The 19,130-nt window shown below is 47.3% G+C and carries 8 protein-coding genes; 6 read left to right on the plus strand and 2 right to left on the minus strand.

Going from position 1 to position 19,130, the window contains the following annotated elements; genetic code table 11:
• Nucleotides 1-24: 24 nt before the first annotated feature.
• Nucleotides 25-2,025: a TonB-dependent receptor plug domain-containing protein gene (locus tag A3860_RS18895; RefSeq protein ID WP_081148448.1), complete on the plus strand. Its 2,001-nt coding sequence runs from the start codon at nucleotides 25-27 to the stop codon at nucleotides 2,023-2,025.
• 9 nt (nucleotides 2,026-2,034) lie between these two features.
• Nucleotides 2,035-3,099, plus strand: a complete 1,065-nt coding sequence (locus tag A3860_RS18900) for a YncE family protein (RefSeq protein WP_081148450.1) — start codon at nucleotides 2,035-2,037, stop codon at nucleotides 3,097-3,099.
• A 156-nt stretch (nucleotides 3,100-3,255) separates the two neighbouring features.
• Here A3860_RS18900 and A3860_RS18905 read toward each other — a convergent pair whose 3' ends face one another.
• Entirely contained in the window at nucleotides 3,256-5,637 is a 2,382-nt protein-coding gene (locus A3860_RS18905) for a hypothetical protein (RefSeq protein WP_143774176.1), read from the minus strand.
• Between the two features lie 166 nt (nucleotides 5,638-5,803).
• Nucleotides 5,804-8,371, minus strand: a complete 2,568-nt coding sequence (locus tag A3860_RS18910) for a phosphocholine-specific phospholipase C (protein WP_081148454.1) — start codon at nucleotides 8,369-8,371, stop codon at nucleotides 5,804-5,806.
• 358 nt (nucleotides 8,372-8,729) lie between these two features.
• Here A3860_RS18910 and A3860_RS18915 point away from each other — a divergent pair, with 358 nt between their 5' ends.
• The 4 genes from A3860_RS18915 to A3860_RS18935 all read left to right on the plus strand — a co-directional run bounded on the left by A3860_RS18915 (nucleotide 8,730) and on the right by A3860_RS18935 (nucleotide 19,039).
• A complete protein-coding gene (locus tag A3860_RS18915; protein WP_081148456.1) occupies nucleotides 8,730-10,652 on the plus strand; it encodes a T9SS type B sorting domain-containing protein in 1,923 nt (640 codons plus the stop codon).
• Between the two features lie 47 nt (nucleotides 10,653-10,699).
• Nucleotides 10,700-11,734: a PorP/SprF family type IX secretion system membrane protein gene (locus A3860_RS18920; protein WP_081148458.1), complete on the plus strand. Its 1,035-nt coding sequence runs from the start codon at nucleotides 10,700-10,702 to the stop codon at nucleotides 11,732-11,734.
• Between the two features lie 240 nt (nucleotides 11,735-11,974).
• Nucleotides 11,975-14,512, plus strand: coding sequence for a hypothetical protein (locus A3860_RS18930; RefSeq protein ID WP_143774177.1), 2,538 nt, complete (start codon nucleotides 11,975-11,977; stop codon nucleotides 14,510-14,512).
• Between the two features lie 3 nt (nucleotides 14,513-14,515).
• A complete protein-coding gene (locus A3860_RS18935) occupies nucleotides 14,516-19,039 on the plus strand; it encodes a TonB-dependent receptor plug domain-containing protein (RefSeq protein ID WP_081148466.1) in 4,524 nt (1,507 codons plus the stop codon).
• Nucleotides 19,040-19,130 lie beyond the last annotated feature (91 nt).

Here is a 19,130-nt window from a genome sequence, read left to right on the forward strand (position 1 = left end):
ATTAACGGGTTGATAAAATAACGAATGAACACCTTACACATACGGCTATGCTGGTGGCTCGTATTGTTGCCTGTATCATTATGCCGGGCGCAGTCGGGCGACAGTGTGTCTACTTTAAAAAAAGTGACGGTTTCGGGGCTGAAAAAGAAAAGCACCTTCACCGCGGTGACGCCGTTGCAATCGCTTACCAGCGAAACGCTGCAGCAATTGAACGCCCCTTCGGTGGGCGATGCAGCGCGCTATTTCAGCGGCGTGCTGGTAAAGGATTATGGTGGGGTGGGTGGCTTGAAAACTGTTTCGGTTAGAAGTTTGGGCGCAGCGCATACCGGCATTTTATACGATGGTATTCCGGTGTCTGACGTACAGAGCGGACAGGTTGACCTCAGCCGGTATTCCACCACTTTTGTACAATCGATCGATCTGCAACAGGGCAGCCCGGCCACGCTGTTGCAACCGGCGCGGGCATACAGTTATGCGGCGGTATTGTCGATCAATACGCCTTCGATGAATGCGCTGCTGTTGCCCGCTCACCAATGGCAGGCCGGTTTAAAAGCAGGATCGTTTGGTTTATGGCAACCCTTCGGCAGCCTGCAATTAAAATTGCCAAAGCAGGCGATGATCGGCCTTAGCTCCGAGGCTGTGTTCTCAAAAGGCGATTACCCGTTCCATATAAGCAATGGCGCTTATTCAGAAGATACAAAACGGCAGAATGCCGATATGAAATCGTTTCAGGGTGAGCTCAACGGCGTAAAACAATTCAACGATAGTTCAATTTTGCAGGTGAAGTTTACCGGTTATCACAGCAGCCGCGGATTGCCGGGCGCTATTGTTTTCTTCAATGAGCGATCGGTAGAACATCTCTGGAATACAGATACCTATTTTCAAAGCCGTTACCGCAAGTCGCTTGGTCGCAATACCGGATTGTTGATCTCTGGCAAATACAGCCGCAACTATACCCGCTATACCGATCCTGATTTTTTGAATAACCAGGGCGGGCTCGATAACCGGTATACGCAACAGGAATATTATTTTGCTGCGGCCATCGATCATACCATTGGGGAACGGTTAACATTGGCTGCTGCCTCAGACGCAGCGTATTCGCAGCTTACCGCTAACCTCACCAATTTCGCCACACCAACCCGCCGCTATTTCTGGAACAATGTAGCGGCACATTACAATGGCGGCTTGTGGCAATTGAACGGTTCCCTGTTATTATCAACAGTGAATGATAAAACCGGGAGTGGAAAAGCCGCTGCCACCATCAACAAACTAACGCCATCCATTGCAGGTAATTTGAAGTTGGGAGAGAGCAGTCCATTCATGGTGCGGTTGTTTTACAAACACATCTTTCGCATGCCCACTTTCAATGACCTGTATTATAACTGGATCGGAAATCCCGATCTGCGGCCTGAATATGCGCGCCAGTATAATGCCGGACTGGTATTTTCGAAGTCAATCAATAAAGTGCTGAAGCAATTCACGATCAGTGCAGATGGATATTACAACCGGGTAAATGACAAGATCATTGCGGTTCCCAATAAAAATCTCTTTTCCTGGACGATGTTAAACCTGGGAAAAGTAGATATTAAAGGCATCGATGTAAATGTAGAAGGCGCCGGACAACTAACCGGTGCGGTTACCTGGTTCACCCGCATGGCCTATACCTGGCAGCAGGCCCTTGATGTTACCGATAAAACATCGGCCACTTATAAGAACGATATTCCTTATACGCCGCGCCATTCCGGCTCGGGGCTGGTTAGCCTGCAATACCGCGAATGGAGTGGGGGGTATAGCCTGGTGTTTTCCTCAACACGGTATACATTAGGCGAGAACAATCCTTATAACCAACTGGATGGTTGGGGCACACAGGATGCTTTTGTAGCGTGGACAAAACCCATGAAGACTTTTTGTGTACAAATACGGGCGGCGGTAGATAATGTGCTGAACAGGCAGTATGATATAGTGCGGTATTTTCCAATGCCGGGCCGTTCGTTTAAACTTGGTTTACAACTTAACAATTTATAATCAACTACAATGAAACAGATCAGGTTCGTTTTACCTCTGGTAGCTTTGGTGGCAGGTATGGTCTCCTGTAAAAAGGATGACATTAATACAGACACCCCGCCAGTTGCTACCGGTGTGTATGTGCTCAGTGAAGGAAAATTCAACAACAATAATACAACCCTTACTTATTACAATTTCAATACGGGTGTTGCTACTACTGACTATTTTGCCAATGTAAACGGAAGCGGTTTGGGTGATACCGGTAATGACCTGCTTATATATGGCAGCAAAGCATATATTGTTATGAACGGATCGAGCTATGTGGAGGTGATTGATGTAATGACGGCAACAGCGCTGAAGAATATCCCATTCAAGAACGGTAGTGTTTACCGCTTACCCCGGTATGCCGTAGCTTATAAAGATAAAGTACTGGTATCTGCTTATGATGGTACGGTGGCAGTGATTGATACTACCAGTCTGGCCATTGAGAAAAATATTATGGTGGGCGCCAATCCTGAACAAATGGCCATCAGCGGCGACAAATTATATGTAGCCAATTCAGGAGGATTTAACCCGATATTCGATTCTACCATTTCTGTAGTGAGCCTCAGTACATTCACTGAGCTGCAAAAAATAGTAGTAGGTGTAAACCCCTTCAGTGTGGTGGCTGATAATGCCGGTAATATTTATGTAGGTTGCACCGGTGATTATGTTTCCATTAAGCCTAAACTGGTTAAAGTAAGCACTGCTACCAACAGCGTTGTAAAATCTGCAGATACAGCCGTTGGTAATCTTCGTTATTTTAATGGGCAACTGTATGCTAACGGTGGTTATTTGGGTGTGCCTTATGTACGGGTTTTAAGCACCACTGATTTTTCACAGAAAAGCAGCAACTTCATAACCGATGGCACCAGGGTGACCACGCCATATGGATTAAATATCGATGCTAACTCTGGTGATGTTTATATAACAGATGCCAAAGATTATAATTCTTCCGGCGAAGTTTTTTGTTTTGACAAGAACGGTAAGAAGAAATTTTCGTTTAAGGTAACGCCGGGGATCAGTCCGAATACGGTGGCGTTTATCAGGCAATAGTTTAGACATTTGATCTTTGAGGTCGTAGTTATATGAAGTAGGAAGTAGGAAGTAGGAAGTAGGAAGTACGAAGTTCGCGGATTTCTTATCTCTTACTTCCTACTTCTTACTTCATTTTCCTGATATCTCTATTTTACAACCAACCTGACATGTTGGTTATCCCTCCAGGTTAATACTCACCCTTAGCGCCTTCAACCCGCTTACGCCCTGTAATTCTTCCAGCTCCAGTGATTCCATACCCGGCAGCAACAGGTTCTTGCTTTGCAGGAATAAAATGTATTCCTGGTATTCCTGCGCTTCCCTGGGGTTGCTGTACACCATGGCTATCTTTCCCGGTTGTGTAAGCCGTTCATTGGTATCGCGGATATTCACTTTATCGAGCCGCTTCTTCATGATCTCGTAGCGGATGTTATACGATCCTTCCACATCGAAACGCCGTTCATCTTTGCGGAAACCAATGCTGATGGGCAGGCTATGGATCAGGATCAGCTGGGTGGTTTGCAGCGGTACCGGTAATGAAGGTATCAATGCATGGGTAATGCGCGCGATCTCGGCCATGGAGTTCAACTGCCATAACCTGATGTTCTTCAGGTACAGCATATTGAACGGGTTATTGGGCGCTATAGACTGACCAATATAGATGGTATATTCAACGCCATCGGTCTTGTATTTTTCAAAATAATGCGGGTACGACTGCTGCATCGCTTCTTCCTGCTTTTCGAAACTCTCCAGCACTGCCTCATTGATAGCCGCCATAGATTGTTCGTAATCGTTTCGGTTGCGGTATAAATAACCATCGCTGTCGTTCACCAGGTTAAAATAATTGGTGATTATTTCCCGGGCCTGCGGATGGCTGCTTTGCAAATGCAGGAGCACCGGTTGCACTTCTTTTTCGAAGAATTCATTGATGCGCACTTCATCCTCGGCCGCTAATCCATTGTCAATGGCCTGACTGAATGTAAAATTCTTGAACTTCAATCCTTCCAGTAATGGCAGTTGTAACCGGCTTTGCAGCGTATCAAAGGTTTCGTTAACGAGTTGAATATGGGCTTTCAGGTCTTTTTGAATGGCGCGGCTTCTTTCAACAGAAGAATTGCGCACATCGATGGCGCCATATAATGGATATACATTATCAAAGACCACATTGCCACTGACGGGGCGTGCTTCTTCTTTATCTTCGTTGTGCAGGTATTCCCAGGCCACTTCGGCAAACTTCCATTCAACGGCTGGTTGCAGGGCGGTGAATTTTTCCTTGATGTGCTTTTCAATGCGGTTGCCGAATGTGTCGCGGTTCTTCAGTAACGCCAGTGATAACAGGGGCATGGCTGTTTCAACCCGGTTCATTACTTCCTGGTCTATCTTGTTAGGTATATGTGAGGCCAGTTCGAGTAAGCCCAGTAAACCATCATTATTCTGAATGGGGTACAGCATATAACTTCTTACCCCGGCTTCTAATAACGGTTTGGTAAAAGGCGCTACCTGCAGTACTTTTTCATCGAAAACACTCAGCGCAACAGGTTCGGGGTGTTCGCTGAAAAAACCAACAACTCCATTGTAAGTGGCCACGCTTTCGGGGTCACTCAAACGCCAGTTCTTACCCACGATGCCGTGCTTTACACAATTTTCATCGAGCACGAACCGGCCATTGAGTTGCATAAACGGCGTAATTCCTACTTCCACATCACTAACCCCCACCAGGGCATGGATGTGTTTTTTCAGGTTCTGCACCACGCCCAGGTCGCAGTCTTCATGACGCAATAATATTTTTCTGATAGAGTCAAGTGATTCCTGAATGGTGAAGTCTTCAGCGATCCATACGCCAAAGCCTTCCACTTCAAAGAGATCGAGCGGCATGGTTTGCAGTTGCCGGTCAAGGTCAAGTATGCGCAGCGAGTTCAGGCAAACCGCACAGTTGCCTATATTGGGTAAGCTGCCTTTCAGGGAAATATCAATGAAACGCCTATCGTACCGCAACCGGTAAAACCGTTTCATGCCGGTGTCTTTATCAACTATCGAATATACCAGGTGCGGGTCTTCGTTCAGTTTTATATTGTAGAATTTATCGAGCACGTGTTCATACAACAACGCACATTGTGTTTCTTTCAGAAAATCGCCTGTCATATTATCGGGCAGCATAAAATGTTCCCCGTTCTCATCAGTGAATAATTTTCTGAATGGCTCTGCATAATTGAAGATGGAGAACTCATACGGCACACCCATGGTGAAAATGTTTTTTTCCTCTTCGCTTACAGCGGGAAAAAGTGTGGTGCCGAGTAGTTCGAGCAGGTCGTGGTGTTCCTCCAGCAAATGCGCATCTGTTACCGGTTCCATCAATGCCGGCACTTCCTCAAATCGTTCAATGAGATAATTGTATATTCTTGCTTTTGTATTGGAGCTGTGGTGTATTTTATCTTTCAGGTAATTGACAAATGGCCGAAAGGAGATCTTGCTGTCAATAGTTACCTGGTTATCGAACACATTTGTATCAGCGGCTAATATCTTAACGCAGTTGCCAACAGGGGCAGTTGTTTCGAGCATGACGCAGTATTTAGCGGTGAGTAAAATGAAAAGAGGCAGTACTATAAAGTTAAAATAAACTAATATAATACTGCCAATGTATTTTACTGGTTGCTGGTGAGCCATTGACCATCGTCATGTCTTTTGTAAGGGTGTGCTTCTGCTAATAAGAGGAAGCACCCAACGATCAAATAACCCGGCCCATAAATGGATCTGTTTTGCCGGGTTGCCCGTTCTCTACGCGGCCGGCATATCTGCGTTCAAAGACGGCATTGCCTTTGATCTTTACGGTAAAGTCGTACCAGCCAAAGCTTTTGGCGGTATTGATGGTAACGTATTGATACTTGATTGTTTGATTGGTTGAAGGCACGGTGATCTGCTGTGCAGGCGTTTTATACGCATTGTCAACAAGCTCAAATTCAACCGTTCCCCGGCCATCGGCCGGCTTAAGGATCGTATTGGCCAACCGCAGCACAATATTACCGGTTGGGTTATGATTGGCAGGATCGAATTCATATTTGCAGGCTACCTCTACGCCTGATGGGTCGTGCTGGTCGCCTTTGAATTCATTGAAGAAGCCATTGGGCCCATACACCTGCAAATGATAGATGCCATTTTCAAAATCGCCCAGTTGCCATTCATCTGTTACCACATCGCCTGCTGCTACCGCATAAGCCCGGTTATGCATAACCTGTTGCTGGTATTTACCGGGTGTATACACCTGGAAGGGCGAGCCGGCAGTTTGCTCACCGAACACTTTATTACCAACCTGCAGGGAGAGGTTCAGGATGTTGCGGTTAGCATTGCTCAACGCGGCATCGGCATACAATTCATAAGGAATGGCGCAGGCATCGCGAATGCCTTTTTCCTGCTGCGGCATAAAGGGGGCATGGCGCGGGTCTTTATTGATAGTAGCTATTTCATCGGCGCTCAGCTTTTTATAATTGTTAGGCAATTGTTTGAACTGTGCTTTGTGAATGCCTTCTATAAATTCATCTCTTTCCAGGAATTTTGGCAGCGTGATCTTTTCGCCATTCCAGGGTCTGAAGGCAGAGGTGAGATCGCCGCACACGGTGCGCCGCCATTTGGTGATATTGGGTTCCTCGATCTTCTTTCCGGTCTTGTGCGATAAGAACTTTTCGAGGAATTGCAGGGAAGAAGTATGATCAAACACTTCTGAATTCACCCAGCCGCCGCGGCTCCAGGGCGATGCTATTACCATGGGAACGCGGTAGCCCAATCCGATCGAGCTTTCGCGTACCTGGTCTTTTATTGATTGCTGAGCCGGATTGGTTACATAATCGGCGCCGGTAGTAATGCCTTCTGAAGTTTTGCCGGTTTCCTTTTTGTGCGGGTGCGGTGCAACAAATGGCGGCAGGTGATCATAATAACCATCATTTTCATCATAGGTCAGTACGAAGATGGTTTTCTTCCATACTTCAGGATTTTGCGTAAGTATGTCGAGCACTTCGCTGATGTACCATACGCCAAACCAGGCAGAAGATGGATGGTCTGAAAAATTCTCCGGCGCCACGATCCACGATACGGTTGGCAGGTTGCCATTCTTTACATCATCACGGAACTGGTGCAGTACATCGCCTTTGGGCGCCTGCATCTGGCGTTCGGTATCGCCGTCTTTATAAGTGATGGTAGTGAGCTCGTGATAGTGGGGGTCTTTCTTATTGGTATCGAATGCTTTTGTATGCAGGGCTTTTTCCCGGGCCGAAAGACGTTCGAAATTTTCCCGCGTGTATTTTTTTTGATCGGCTTCCAGCATGGCCAGGTATTTCTTACCCTGCTCTATGCGTTTTTGTATTTTCTCTTTATCGGAACCATTTGGTCCCGCCGCAGTTGATTGTAAAAGCGCTTCCTGTTTTTTGATCTCAGCGGTGGTCTTTTCAATTTCTTTCGGCAGGTGCTCGATATACGCCGGGTGAAATTTCACATTGTATTGCTTGTAGTATTCCAGCGGGTTATCGCCAAAATTGGCCAGCCAGCCATCTTCTTCTCCTTCAAACCCCACACCCACGCTCAATTCGTTCTGGTATACTTTCCAGGAAACACCGGCATCTTCCAACCGCTCGGGAAAAGTAGCCCAGTTCACCATGGTATTATAATCGGCATCTTCATTCCAGACATTGGCCTGGGCGTTCTCTTCCTGTTTGTCCCTGATGGTGCCGCTCCAGAAATACAGGCGGTTGGGGGTAGTGCCGGTCAGGGATGAACAAAAGTTATGATCGCAAACCGTGAAGGCATCGGCCAGCGCATAATAGAAGGGAATATCTTCCCGGGTATGGTAACCCATGGTCAGGGGCATGGCGGAATAATCCTTGTTGCCCGAATGTTTGGCATCGAGCCATTTATCGTAGCGGCCTTCATTGCGGGCATCAACCTGGTTGGCCCAGGAGTGGGGGAGGGAGCTCATCCAGGTGGCCTTGGTATTGTGGATGTCGAGCCGGAAGGGTGCGTAGGTTTCGCCTTCCTTATTGGTTTGTAACCACACCAGGTTTTTATTGGGCAGGCGAATGGCCCGCGGATCATTATAGCCCCGCACGCCCTGCAGCGTTCCATACGCATGATCGAATGACCGGTTCTCCTGCATCAGGAATACAATATGTTCCGCATCCTTCCAGGTACTGCCGGCTTCGGGATCAATGGCAAGGGCTTTGGCAATGGAAGGAGGCAACAGTTGCATAAGGCCGGCGCCGCCTGTTAACAGCGAGGCTTTTTTAAGGAATTCTCTGCGGGTGTCCATGTTTGGGTAATTGGTTAATCAAATAATCAAATGAGTTAAAGAGCAATGATGATGCATTTGCAGTTCGTGAATGATCAAAGGACAAGGGTGAATAATCTCCGAAAATAAATATTACGAATTAAAAGGATGCTCAAAATTGTGCAATCGATTGACCCCGCCCGAACGACGTTCAGCCGGGCGGGCATTCACCACTCACCACATAAAAATAGGGTTAAATGACATTCCCGGGTTGAATGCATAAAAAATTAAAATGATGTTAATAAACAAAAAGAGACATAAAGAATAATTGCACAGTATTTGTAAAATGAATTGATACCTACCTCCATTCCCTGCCGGCAATCCGTTAATTCGTACGCCTATGAAAGGGATCTTTACCTTATTCGTATTTATTGTTTATATACACCATGCCTGCGGTCAAGCCAATACCTGTCCGGCTAACATTGACTTTGAATCGGGCTCGTTTACCAATTGGCAATGCTACACCGGGTTTACCAGTGTAAGCAATAATAAGAATACCATAACTGTTTCGCCATCGCCACCGGTCACAGGCAGGCATACCCTATATGCCAAAGGGGCCGCCACTACCGTTGATCCATATGGTTTATTTCCCATAAATCCGCCCGATGGCAGTGGCTATGCCGTTCGGCTGGGTAATAATATCAATGGGTCGGAAGCCGAACGCATTACTTATCAGTTTACGGTTCCCACCAATTCAAAAGACGCCTCCCTTACTTACCGCTATGCCGTGGTGTTCCAGGACCCCGGTCACGACCAGATCGAGCAGCCCCGGTTTATTGCCCGCATGCTCGATGTGCAAACCAATTCTTACCTCACCTGTGCTTCCAGCGAATACATTGCCACTGCTTCGCTGCCAGGATTCCAGGTTTCTTCAGTGGATGCTTCTGTTAAATTCAAAACCTGGTCATCGGTTTTCCTGAACCTCGATGCGTATGCAGGCAAAACCCTGCAACTCGAATTCACTACGGCTGACTGTACCCGTGGGGCGCATTGGGGCTATGCTTATATAGATGTGGGCGAATGCAATGTGACCGCTTCGGCGCATTATGACTGCAAAGTGAATATTGCCAGCTTTAAAGGGCCGGGTGGTTTTCAGGAATACAAATGGTACGATGATAATTTTAAAACATACCTGGGCACGGGTGAGAACCTGGTTCTTGACCCCGCGCCGGAAATTCATACAATAAATGTAGTGGTGATCCCTTACAACGGCTTTGGTTGCAGCGATACCTTACAGGCTTCCATTAATCCCATTTTGCCACTGGCCAATGCGGGTAACGATACCCTGGTATGTCCCGGTAAACAGATAACCATTGGCACACCCGGCGATAACAGGTTCACCTATGCGTGGTCGCCCGCCAGTTTTTTGTCAGATACAACGGTTGCCCAACCGGTTGGTACCATGCCCGGGCCGGCCACCTATATAGTAACAGTTACCAGTATTGAAAGTGGTTGTGTTGATAAAGACACCATGAACATAACTGTGTTTCAACCTATAGACGTGACGGTATCGCCCGATCAAACCATTTGCGAGGGGCAAACCGTGAATCTGCAGGCACAGGGCAGTGCCGTGCAATACAGCTGGTCGCCGGGGTACGGCTTAAGCCGGAGTAATATTGCTAACCCGGTGGCTGCACCAACTACCACCACTACTTACCGGGTTGTGGGCTTCGACGGGCACCAGTGTTTTACCGATACCGGTTTTGTAAAGGTGAATGTAAATCCAAAACCCCGGGTTGATGTGGGGCCCGATGTAGTGCAGGCAACCGGCACCACATATACACTGGCGCCAAAAACGCAAAATGGGCCAATTGTGTCGTGGAAATGGACACCTGCCAATGACCTTAGTTGTGATACCTGTTCAGCACCGGTAGCTTCCGTTAAAAAGAGTATTACGTACCGCGCTACGGTCACCAATCAAAATGGTTGTGTGGGCACCGATAGTATGAGCATCAAAACATTTTGCCTGAACACGCAGGTGTTCATTCCGAATGCATTTACGCCTGATGGTGATGGACTGAATGATGTGCTGATGGTGCGCGGCAAAGGCATTGCCCTGGTGCGTTCGTTCCGCATCTTCTCACGCTGGGGCGAGCTGGTGTTTGAAAAAACGAACTTTCCCCCCAATGATCCTGCATTTGGCTGGGATGGAAAAGTAAGAGGAGTGACAGGGCCGGCCGAAGTATATGTATATATGGCCGATGTGGTTTGCGAGAATGACCTTATCAATACGTATAAAGGAAATGTTACGCTGTTGAAATAAGTTCACAGTTCAAAGTTGACAGTTCATAGTTTAAAAGTTCAAAGCTCATGCGCCGATCTTTACCCTGCTATTTTTTTATATTGCTATGCTTTCCTGTGCTGATCATAAGGGCGCAGGATATTCATTTTTCGCAATTCTATGAATTCCCGTTGTTGCGTAACCCGGCGCTGGCGGGCATCTTCAACGGCAATTTCCGCCTCACCGCTGCGTATCGCAATCAATGGCAAAGCGTTACCGTTCCCTATAGAACAATGGCGGCAAGTGCCGAATGTAAAATGTTGCGCGGTTTTGCCACCGGTGATTTTATAACCACCGGCATACAGGTTACCAATGATGTGGCCGGTGATGCCAAACTGCAACGCACCCAATTATTTCCTGTTGTTAATTACCACAAACTGTTGAATGAAGATAAAACTACTTTTATTTCCCTGGCTTTTATGGGCGGACCGGTCAATGAACATTTTGATGCCACCAAGTTGCGCTTCGACGATCAGTATGTGAACGGGGCTTACAGTACGAGCACCCCTACGCGGCAACAATTTGGTGCAACCAGTTTTACGTATTGGGATGCGTCGGTGGGCGTAAGTTTTAAAACAAGCCTCAACGACAATATAAATATGTATGTGGGCGGTGGCTTGTTCCATATTTCAGCACCGCAAATTGCTTTTACGCAGGAGTACGATGTACGATTGAACCGTAAATGGGGTGTGAATGGCGGGCTCTCGGCCTGGATAAACAAGATGGATAAAATTGTTTTTTATGCCGACTATTTTTTACAGGGTGGGAACCGGATGATACAGGGCGGCGGTTTGTATACGCATTGTTTTGATGAGGATGGAGAGGAAGGCGCGTTGACAGTTGCAGTGGGCGGCGCCCTGCGTTGGAAAGATGCTTTTATTCCCCTCATAAAAATAGCTACGCATCAATTGGGAATTGGATTAAGCTATGATGTAAATATCAGCAAGCTCACCACGGCTTCCCAGTTCCGCGGCGGTTTTGAATTGTCGTTGTCTTATACCGGTTTGTGGAAGCGATTGGCGGAAAGTCTGGAGAAGGTGGAGTGCCCGATAAAGATCTGGTAGGAGAGCTGATAGAGTTGAGACGTTGACAGGTGCCGGGAACGGGGATGGTCAATGGCGAATGGTCAATGGTGAATAATACCCGGCATCAGGGCTTTGAAAATAATAGCGAAGCTCAAAATTAAGCGGCCCATTCACCATTCACGATTGACCATTGACCTGCGGCACCCACCAAGCCAAAATTTTTTTTGTAGTGGTGTGTAATTATCTCCACTCCTGCATCCAGTATTGAAATAACTGTACGTGAAACGACTGCTATTGTTGCTGCTATTCCCTGCGTTCGTATCGGCGCAGGAAGTAACCCCCGTTTTGTCAAATGATTATCAGGCATTGATCAATGCCGATACCTTACGGCTAAAAAATTTTTGGCCCGATACCATCAACAGTATCAGGCTGTCGACATTGATCGCTTACCGCGACTATTATGGTTTCAGGGTGCGCGATATCCAGGTTCAGCACGGTATGCTGGCTATTAAACCGGCTTATCAAAAGACCTTGTACCTGGGCGGGCAATTTAATACCCGCCTTGAAATAAAACGTACTAATCAAACGCCCGGTCTGCAAACACAATACGTACAGGGCCGGTTGCAGAACGGTTCACTTGCCTGGCGTGGCGCAGAAACGGGTGAAGGCTTCAGCTACGGCCCCAACGTGCGAACGTTGGAATATGATGGCAGCAATTATGCGTACGATACAAATGGAAAACTTGTGCCTGCCGGAACGGGCAATGGACAGCCTGCCAATGTTTATAATAACTCCATTTTCAGAACGGCGGCTATGGTGTCGCATGCCTTGCGCATTCAGGGCCTGTATATGGTGGGTGGCAAACAGATCCTGAATGGCACCATCAGGATGGGACAATCGCGGGAGAATACTTTTATTAAAGAGAACCGCAACACCTCGCATAATCTCTCCGCTTCGCTGGAAGCGGTTTTAAAAAAGATAAACATTGCAGGAACCTATACATTTTTGCAGGATGAATTTTCGAACCCTAACCGGAATGGTTTCCTCAATCGTGTATACCAGGATGCCTTGCTGACCCCGGTATGTTTTGATAATGCGCAAAACGCCAATGGCGCTAATAACCAACAGGCATATAGCCATGCTGCGGATAATCCGGTTTATTTGCTCAACAATAATGGTAACCGCTATTTGCAAACACACCGCACCGGCAGTTTGGTGTTGGAAAGAAAAACAGGCCTGGTAAAATATAAGCTCACCCAATCAATTGAGAACGGGTATCAGCAGAACCGGGAAGGGTATAAAGCCGGCAGTGCCTGGTTCCCGAATGGCATTGCCATTGGCCGCACAAAGAATGATGTCAATTATTTTGTGGAAGGGAATGCCTCCTACGATGTCAAATTCCGGGATGATGATTTTTCAGGTAAGGTGGCCGCTCACTATAATTATACCAGCAACCGGTCGGCCATTGATTACGATGCCGCCAGGAGGTACCGGTATCAGCGTTCGGCGCATGATGCTTCGTTGATGTACACGCAAAATTTCGAGGACAGGTATAATGATATTGAGGCCGGGCTGCACGTAGCTAATAAGATCTACGTGTCAAACACGGCATCGGTCAATAATTATTTTTTGCCCAATATAAATGCCTTTGTAAAAAAGGATGAGTTCCTTGGGGTCACGGATGTTTCTGCCAGATTCAATGCCGCTTATTACCGTTTTAATAATGAATTACCGGTAGGGCGTTCTTTTTCGCAGACCAGTTTATTACAATACACCACGCAGGATGCATTTCAGTTCTTCCCTCTTACAGAAGTGAACGGCTTTGACGGGCTGGAACCCATTCAACACCGCGAGTTTACGGGCCGGTTGGAACTGAGCTATCAAAACCGGGTCACCTTATATGGCGAATTGTTCAGTAGAAATACAGCAAACGATGTTTTTCCGGTGCTTGAAAATGGTAACCTGGTGTTAAAGAATGTAGCCAGTCATTGCAATAAAGGTATGGAGCTGGGGTTAACGGTAATCCATAACAGCAGGGATCTTTATTCAAACAATACGCTTTCCTTTTTCAGGACCAATAATAAAGTGACCGATGTAGCACCCGGCTACGATTATATGCCTGTTGCCGGTTTCAGCAATGTACATACCGCCATTGTGAAAGGCGCACCGCTCGGCAGTATAGTGGGTTCAGCCTTTCAACGGGATGGCGATAATAATGTGCTGATTGGCAATGATGGATTTCCGCTAGTGAGCACAACGCCGCAGGTGATCGGCAATCCGCTGCCCGACTTCATTATGAAAATGAGCAATTCCTTTGGCTGGAGAAAATGGTACTTCGATGTGCAATGGGAATGGAAGAAAGGCGGGCAGGTATGGAACGGGACGCAGGCGGTGCTGGATTATTACGGCCGGTCGGCTACAACGGCGGCGCTCAGGAATACCACCGGTTATGTGTTTGCCGGCATGTTGCAGAATAAACAACCCAATAACATCCCCGTATCATTTTATGCGGTGAACCAGCCGGTTGAATTCAATCGCTGGACGCGGTATGGCCATAGCGGCGTAGCAGCCGAATATATTCAGAAAGGAGATGTGTTGCGGTTGAATATGGTCAGTATCGGGTTTAAACAAAGAATAAGAAAGTATATCCAGGAACTGGGCTTCACCCTGTATGCCAGTAACCTGGTATTGTATTCGGCGTATAAAGGCGTTGATCCAAACCAGTTACTATACGATCAGCCCAATGCCACCGGTCTCGATTTCTTCAATCTGCCTTCGCTGAAAACTTTCGGTTGTAACCTTTCCATTCAATTTTAAGTTATGAGAAATACGATAAAATATTGCCTGCTGGTATTGTTTTGCCTGAGCGCATTATTCGGCATAAGCCAGTCGCTTGAATATGCCAGCAGTAAAGAAAAGGTGTATGTACAAACCAGCCACGTGTACTTCAAGCCGGGTGAAACCATGTATTTCAAGGTATACGTGGTGAATGCCAATACACAAACCCCTTCGTTCCTGAGCAATGTGGTGTATGCCGACATCATTGGCCCATCGGGCAATGTGGTACAGAAGCTGAATTATGGCGTGGAGAACGGTTATGCCGAAGGATCATTCGATTTTAAGGACGAGGCCCCGGGCGGTGTATACAAACTGCGGGCCTATACCACCTGGATGCAGAATGAGAAGGAAAATACTTTTTTTACCAAAGAGATCACCCTGCTGAAAGTGATAGCGCCCCGCTTGTTAATGAAACTTGAGTTCCCCGAAAAAGGTTATGGCGCCGGTGACGAAGTAAAGGCCGATTTCTCCATGCGGAACCTGAATGACCAACCGATACGGAATTACCCGGCCACTTACAAAGTGTTGATCGATGGCGTACAGGTACAACAGAACACGTTCACTACAGATAATGAAGGCAAAGCGCAGCTGCGTTTTAATTTGCCCGCCACATTGAATACGGCCGACGGCTTGCTGAACATCACCATAGAATACGATTCGTACCGCGAAGCCATTTCGCGCAGCATTCCCATTGTGCTGAATAAGATCGATCTGCAGTTTATGCCCGAGGGCGGAACGCTGGTGGAGAAGCTGCATACGTACATCGCTTTTAAAGCCGTCAATGAATTTGGAAAGCCGGTAGATGTAAAAGGAGAAGTGCTGGATGGTGAGGGTAATGTAGTGCAGTCATTTGAAAGCCTCCGGTTCGGGATGGGAAAATTTTCATTCTCCCCAAAGAAAGACGAGACCTACCACGCCCGCATCACTATACCCGCGCAGATCAAGCAACAATATGAATTGCCCCATGCATCCAAACAGGGTATGGTGATGAATATAAAGAAACGCACCGGAGAACTGATGGTGAGGCTGGCATCAACCAGTAAACAGGAAGTAACATTGGTGGGCCAGGCGAAAGGCAAAAATTATTTCACCCAAAAAATAACGCTGGAGCGGGGTGAGAATGGATTGATAATCGATGAAAACAAATTCCCCGCAGGCATTGCGCGGTTTACCCTGTATAGCGCGAATGACCTGCCGGTGGCCGAACGCATCATCTTTTGCAACGAAAACAACAACCTGCAGGTAACTATCAGTACCAACAAACCGAAGTATTTGCCGCGGGAAAAGGTTAGGCTTACTGTAAAAACGCAGGATGAAAAAGGCAACCCGGTTCCGGCCAATTTATCGCTGTCGGTGCTGGATGATAAATTGTGGTCTTTTGCCGATGATAAGCAGGACCATATTTTATCGTGGCTATTGATGAGCTCTGAACTGAAAGGGAAAATTGAAGAACCTGCTTTCTATTTCAAAAAGGAGGAACCGAAAGCCCTGCCGGCGCTTGACCTGGTGATGCTTACCCATGGGTACCGGTATTTTGATTACACCAAAACGGTAGAGGAGCAGGGCCGGTTATCATTTATGCCCGATCAGCCGCATGTGGTTAGTGGCACCATCGTCAATGCGCAGCAACAGCCGGTTAAGGCAACTGTTTACCTGGTACATTGTGCATACGGCGGTAAAGCCATTCAATTTCATACCCGCGAGAATGGCGTGTTCTTTTTTTCGCAATTGACGCCAAACAGCAGTTACTATTTATTTGCCCGTGCTGAAGATAAAAAGGAAAAAGTGACCATACAGGTTTCGCAAAATGGCAGCGGTTATAATCCGGTTGCCTGGCGTGATAAGGAGGGCGAACTGGCTATAAAACTGGATAGAGAATTACCAGCTGTGGCGCCCGGAGCGGTGCCGTCACCACTGCCACCTGCACCTGTATTGGATGACCGGCGGGTTTTGGGTCCTGATATGATGAATGTGAATGAGCTGAACGATGTAGTGGTGGTAGGCTATGGGGTTTCGCAAAGAAAGCTTTTGACCGGCAGTATAGCTACCATGCGCATCAATGAATTAGGTTACACAAACCCTGTGACTGCCTTGCAGGGCCGGGTGGCTGGTTTGATAGTTCAGGAAAAGGCCAACCCGATGCAGGGCCCAACAATTAAAATACGTGGCACCCGGTCGGTAGCCGAAGCTGCAGACCCGTTGGTTGTACTGGATGGCGTGCCCATAGAACAATACCGGATGAATTTCCTGAATGCGGCCGATATAGAATCGATCACTATTATGAAAGATGCCGCGGCTACCGCCCTGTATGGCAGCCGGGCCGCATATGGCGTAATTGTCGTGGAGACCAGGAAGTTCAGGGGCGGCAAATTGCGGATCAATTTTCCGCAACATTATTATTATGCTTCCCAGCCGGTATATACCCTCAACGGGCCTTCATTTTCGGTTGCCCGGCGGTTTTATGCGCCCAAATATTATACAACAGAACCGCAGGAACGCACCGATTTCAGGGAAACCATTTACTGGAATCCTGTAATACAAACAGATAAGGACGGTACAGCGCAGGTTGAGTTCTATAATTCAGATGCCACCACCACCTTCAGGGCAATCGCCGAAGGCATTGGCTATAATGGAAAAGCGGGCCGGGCCGAACATACCTATGTAACACAGAACCTGATAAGCGCCGATGTAAAAGTGCCGCCTTACCTCACCGTGGGTGATAAAGCGCTCATTCCGCTGGTAATAAAGAACAACAGCGTGCAGGATATGACATTCCGGGTGAAAATATTCCTGCCGCCCATGATGGAAACCACCGAAGTAACGTACACGGTGCTGTTGGGGGCCGACAGTTCAAAGCAATTACTGATACCCGTAAAAGTGAATGCCGTAACCGATGGCAAGGCTACTTTTGTAATTGAGACCGATCGTAAAACAGAAACAATTACGGTTCCGGTAACCGCAACCCAAAAAGGATTTCCGGTAACCCAGGTGTTTAGTGGTAATAAAAGTGGCGGACACACTTTTTCCATTTCCAAAATGATGCCCGGCAGTTTGCACACCAGTTTGAAAGTATTCAGTACGCTGGAAGGGCAATTGCTGAACGGCATTGAATCGATGCTGAGCGAACCGCATGGATGTTTTGAACAAACCTCATCGAGCACCTATCCGAATGTATTTATTTTGAAATACCTGCGCGAGGCGGGCAAATCGAAACCGGAGATTGAGAAAAAAGCGCTCGCATATATTGAAGCCGGCTATAAACGGTTGATCGGTTTTGAGACCAGTCAACATGGTTTTGAATGGTTTGGCAATACGCCGCCACATGAAGCATTGACCGCATACGGGTTACTGGAATTTACCGAAATGCAGGATTTTATTGAAGTAGATAAAAAGATGCTGGCGCGCACCGCAGCGTTCCTGCTGAGCCGCCGCGATGGTTCAGGTGGCTTTAAAGGCACGGATGGCGGCTATGACAGATTTGCTTCGGTACCCAATAAGATCGCCAACATTTACATTGTATATGCATTGACCCAGGCCGGTATGGGAAAAGAGATAGAACTGGAATATAAGACGGCAGTTAAAAAAGCGCTGGAAAGCAATGATGGGTATTTAATGGCCATGATGGCGCTCGCTGCATCAAATATGAAGCGCGAAGCCGATTTTAGATCGTTGATGAATGCCCTGAATACAAATTACCTGCGATTGGACTTGGCATGTGAAACCAGTGTGGTAAATTCCCGCGGGTCGTCATTGCGGGTGGAAGCAGCTTCCTTATATGCACTGGCTTTGATGCGTGAAACTGCACCCGATATGGCTACTATTGCCAAATTGATCACCAGGATACTGGCCGAAAAAACATATTATGGATATGGCAGCACGCAGGCTACGGTAATGGCCTTACAGGCGATCGTGGGTTATTCAAAGCTTACGAACAAGCTCAACGCCGATACGCGCATTACCTTTACAGTGAACGATACGGTTGCGCTGCCCGAAACTGATGTCACAAAAGGGATGCATGAAGGGGAAAACACTTTTACCATTCAATACAACGATGCGAAGAATGTTGTTCCTTACAACCTCGAAGTATCGTATAACACTTTTACACCGCCCGGCAGTGAGAAAGCCGAATTAAAGCTCACTACGAAATTGGCGGCGCCGGAAACCAGGGTGGGGGAGACCATGCGTATGGATATTACCGTCACCAATGAGAAGAATACGCTGCAGCCCATGGCCGTGGCCAAGATCGGGATACCGGCCGGCCTGTCGTTACAGCCCTGGCAGCTGAAAGAGTTGAAGGAAAAGAATGCCGTAGCCTATTATGAGATCTTCGATAATTACCTGGTGCTGTACTGGATGGGTTTTGCGCCCAACGAAACAAAGACCGTTAAGCTCGATCTGAAAGCCGAGATAGCGGGTACTTATAAAGGAAAGGCCAGCAATACCTACCTATATTATATGCCCGAATACCGGAACTGGAATGATGGGGTGGAAGTGGAAATACAATAAAGGAGTAAAAGATATGTTAAAACACGCCGGGGTGTGGGGCAGTTTTTGTAATCTCGATACCGGGTAAGCGATATTGATGTTTAAAAGTTAT

Origin of the sequence: Niastella vici, assembly GCF_002077945.1 — a bacterium.
In the GTDB taxonomy this organism is placed as follows: Bacteria; Bacteroidota; Bacteroidia; order Chitinophagales; family Chitinophagaceae; genus Niastella; species Niastella vici.

Coding starts and splice junctions, on each gene's coding strand:
- A3860_RS18915 (WP_081148456.1), top strand. CDS start 8,730: ATGAAAGGGATCTTTACCTTATTCGTATTTATTGTTTATATACACCAT.
- A3860_RS18900 (WP_081148450.1), top strand. CDS start 2,035: ATGAAACAGATCAGGTTCGTTTTACCTCTGGTAGCTTTGGTGGCAGGT.
- A3860_RS18905 (WP_143774176.1), bottom strand. CDS start 5,637: ATGCTCGAAACAACTGCCCCTGTTGGCAACTGCGTTAAGATATTAGCC.
- A3860_RS18910 (WP_081148454.1), bottom strand. CDS start 8,371: ATGGACACCCGCAGAGAATTCCTTAAAAAAGCCTCGCTGTTAACAGGC.
- A3860_RS18920 (WP_081148458.1), top strand. CDS start 10,700: ATGCGCCGATCTTTACCCTGCTATTTTTTTATATTGCTATGCTTTCCT.
- A3860_RS18935 (WP_081148466.1), top strand. CDS start 14,516: ATGAGAAATACGATAAAATATTGCCTGCTGGTATTGTTTTGCCTGAGC.
- A3860_RS18895 (WP_081148448.1), top strand. CDS start 25: ATGAACACCTTACACATACGGCTATGCTGGTGGCTCGTATTGTTGCCT.